We start from the raw sequence: 3,811 nt of genomic DNA on the forward strand, positions 1-3,811 counted from the left end.
TGTTAAAAGAGCTGTCTGAATATGTAGAAGTAAATATCGTTGAGCAGGACGACAGTGTCTTCAACGTTTTTATCGGCAACGGTCAGGCGTTGGTGGTGGGTAACGAATTTAACGAAGTATTTACCGACGTAGGCGCGAAAGATCCTTCACGCGTGGACATCTACTTCCGCAAAGGTAATGCGGTCCAGAACGTCACGCGCGAAATTACCGGCGGACAACTCGGCGGCATCCTCGACTTCCGTGATCAGGTACTTGATCCAAGCCTCAATCAGCTCGGCCGTTTAGGGTTGGTTATCGCCCAAACCATGAACGATCAACACAAACTAGGCGTCGATTACGATGGAATAAAAGGTGAAAACTTCTTCACCGACATTAATGAGCCAGCGAAAACCTACCAGCGTGTGCTGGGCGACCGTAATAATGCTGACCCGGATGATCGTGTCATTGCTGTCGAAATCAAAGACGCAACTCAGTTAACCACCAGTGACTACGAAATTCGTTTCGTCGGCCCGGATGATTACACTTATCGTGTTTACCGTAACGATACCGGTGAGTTATTACAGACTAACGCTCTGAGCGGCGCATTTCCTGAGTCGATTGAAATTGACGGAATGGAAATTCGTTTCGAAGCAGGCACGTTTCAGCAGAATGATCGCTTTCTGATTTCACCGACGCGTCGTGAATCTCAGAATCTGGACATGAACATCACCCGTGCTGAGCAGGTCGCACTCGCGTCTCCAATCAGCACTGATACTGCGATTGGTAACCGTGGTAATGCAACCATCGACCAGGGCCAGGTGTACGATCTTGGAACATCGTACTTCTCAGAAGAGGGCGAAATGACGCCACCGCTTCTGATTCGTTTTACATCACCGACCACATACGACGTACTGGATAATACCGACCCAGGAAACCCGATTCCGTTATTTCCGCCACTGATGAATCAGACCTTCACGCCGGGTATCAGTAACAGCATATTGCCCGAAGACGAGGGTAAAACCGCCTTCACAAGCTTTGGTGGCGTGCTGCCTGTTTCGCCGACTTATCAACAGAACGGCACCAGCGTAGACTCAGTAAATGGCTTCTTTCCTGAGCGCATTGATATTGGCTTTACCAATCCGAACAACGGCTTAACCGCCAACCAGCGTACATTGATCACGCCATTAAATGCCACTGCCCGTGAAATTGCAGAATCACTCAGCAAACGCGACGGTGTTGAGGCGTCTGCTCGTACCACGGTTGAGATCACCGATCTTGAAACCGATAGCGTTGATTTTCTCGATACCGAATTTACTTTAAACGGAGTTGTACTGACGCAAACCCTGGGGCCAAACCAGAATCAATACGATGCGAATTACCCGGCCGAAGTCCCCGATCCGATCACACTGAACTTTCTGGCCGATCGTATTAATGCCAACTACGAACTGCAGGATGCAGGCATCGTCGCCCGAAGTGACGGCGGCAAACTGACCATCATTGATTTAAATGGCGATGATCTCGACTTCGAACTGCGTGGTGACGCCGGCGACAGCTTCCGCATAGGCAACGGCATTGATATCCCGTTGACAGCTACTGCCATGGAAACCGAAGACCCGCTGAGTAAATACGAAGGTTACGACTTCTCAGAAGGTGGCCCCTACATTTACGAATTCAGTGATCCTTCTCAGGGCACAATTTCATTCGAAATGACCGGCACGTTTGCAACCGGTGACGACCTTCTCGATGGATTCCGCCAGGCGATTGAAAACTCAGGCTACGTGTTCTCAGGTAACGTCGACGTTGATATCAGCGAAAAAGGGCAGGTTACTTTTCAGCCTCGCCTCGAAGTCAGCGGTGCAGGCACGGTCGGCAGTAATAAAGTATCGATTGGTGGTCAGGTCAAAGTCATCGTCGATGAACACTACGACCTGAATATCGAACCGCCGGGCAATAACCTCTTTCCGACCGATCCGGTGGGTGAGCCTGTGGCTTTCGGTTTTCATGTAAATATCGACGGCATCGCTGAAGTCGGCGACGAATTCACCGTCGACTTTAACAGCGACGGCACTTCCGATAGCCGTAACGGCGTAGAAATGGCTGCACTGCAAAGTACTAAAACAGTGAACGGCCAGAGTAGCTACACAGATTCTTATGCGCGTCTGGTCGAGGTTGTTGGCTCAGTCACGAGCAGAGCGCAGATCAATCGTGACTCATCTGAAGTGCTGCTGCGTAACTCGCAGACCGCCGTAGATGCAACGTCCGGCGTAAACCTCGATGAAGAAGCCGCCGCACTGATTAAATACGAACTGGCTTACAACGCCAGTGCCCAGGTCATTCAGGTGGCTCGGGATATTTTCGACACCCTGATCAGCACCTTCCGATAGGGTGAGGAGTAAACTATGAGAATTGCAACGCTCCAGTCATTTAACCTCGGCCTCAATGCCATCCTCGATGCGCAGGCGTCTGTGAATAAAACACAGCAACAGGTCTCTAGTGGGCGCAGGGTATTAACCCCCGCCGATGACCCGATTGCATCGACAAAAATCCTGCAATTGCAGCAGGATCTCGCACAGCGCGACCAATACGACCGCAATATGACGGCCGCAGACAATCGCCTGAAACTCGAAGAATCCTCGCTTGAATCCATTACTGAAGCTTTAACACGACTGCAGGAACTCACCGTAAATGCCGGCTCGGGTACACTCACCATTACCGACCGTCAGGCTATTTCGGCAGAAATCGGCCAGCTCGAAGACCAACTCGCATCACTGTTTAACACCAAAGACCCGAACGGCGAATTCATCTTTGGTGGTTTTAAAGGCGCGACTCAGCCGTTCCAACAAAAAGAAAACGGCCGCTACGAATATCAGGGTGACGAAGGGCAACGCTATCTCGCCATCGGCGATACCACGCGTGTTGCGACAGGCGACAACGGCAAAAAGCTATTTGTTGATGTTCGCGCCGCAAAGAACACCTTCACCTCATCAGTCAATCCACTTAATACAGGCACGACTCAAGTAAACGCCGGATTCGTGGTCGATGAAGAAGCGTACGCCAAATTCTATCCCGATGACCTCATCGTCACCTTCAACCCCGAAGCTGCGATTGATCCACCGGGGCCGAACTACACCATACGCCGCGCGTCCGATGGTCGGGTTGTTGATGGCATTGCAGATCGCCCCTATTCAAAAGGCGCCGAAATCGTCGCGGCTGGCATAAGTATAAAAATCTCAGGTGACCCAAAACCAGGCGATGAAGTACTGGCAAAATCCAGCCCCAAACAAAGTATCACAGATACCGTATTCCGCTTACGACAGGGTCTCGACACGTTGCAGGATAACCCGACCGACTCAGCGACCCTCGACATCCTGATCGAAGATACGCTGACCAACCTCGCCAACGCTCAGACCTCAGTGTCTGAAGTACGCAGCCAGTTGGGTGCGCGCTTAAACGTGGTCGAAAATGCACGAAACCTCAGCGACGACGTAAGACTCGTCAGCCAGGAAGTGCTGTCAGAATTGTCGGATGTCGATTTTGCCGAAGCCGTGAGTCGCTTGAGTTTGCAGACATTCCTGCTGGAAGCCGCTCAGCAGAGTTACACCACCATCAGCCGGTTGTCGTTGTTTAATCAGTTGTAAGCAGTCGATGTAGGAAGGGATCAGGATTTTCCCCTGTGGGAGTGAATCAGAAGTTCTACCCTGTGGGAGCGAATCAGAATTTCGCCCCTGTGGAAGCGAATCAGAAGTTTTTACCCTGTGGGAGCGAATCAGCCGGAGGCTATTCGCGATACCCCAATCGCTATTAGCCAGGCAAGCTGGCTGAATAGCTCCCA

2 protein-coding genes are annotated in these 3,811 nt (G+C 51.3%); both read left to right on the forward strand.

The features are described 5' to 3' along the window. The coding region (locus B2067_RS03715; RefSeq protein ID WP_301387499.1) for a FlgK family flagellar hook-associated protein at positions 1–2,363 on the forward strand (2,363 nt) is incomplete at its 5' end. 15 nt (positions 2,364–2,378) lie between these two features. Continuing rightward, complete coding sequence (flgL, locus tag B2067_RS03720) at positions 2,379–3,617, forward strand: flagellar hook-associated protein FlgL (protein WP_301387501.1); 1,239 nt, start codon at positions 2,379–2,381, stop codon at positions 3,615–3,617. The last annotated feature ends 194 nt before the right edge of the window (positions 3,618–3,811 follow it).

Source organism: Thalassolituus sp. UBA2590, from assembly GCF_002339775.1.
Taxonomy (GTDB): domain Bacteria; phylum Pseudomonadota; class Gammaproteobacteria; order Pseudomonadales; family Oceanobacteraceae; genus Thalassolituus.

Bases quoted from the DNA above. Each gene is read 5' to 3' on its own strand.
- flgL (WP_301387501.1), top strand. From the start codon at position 2,379: ATGAGAATTGCAACGCTCCAGTCATTTAACCTCGGCCTCAATGCCATC.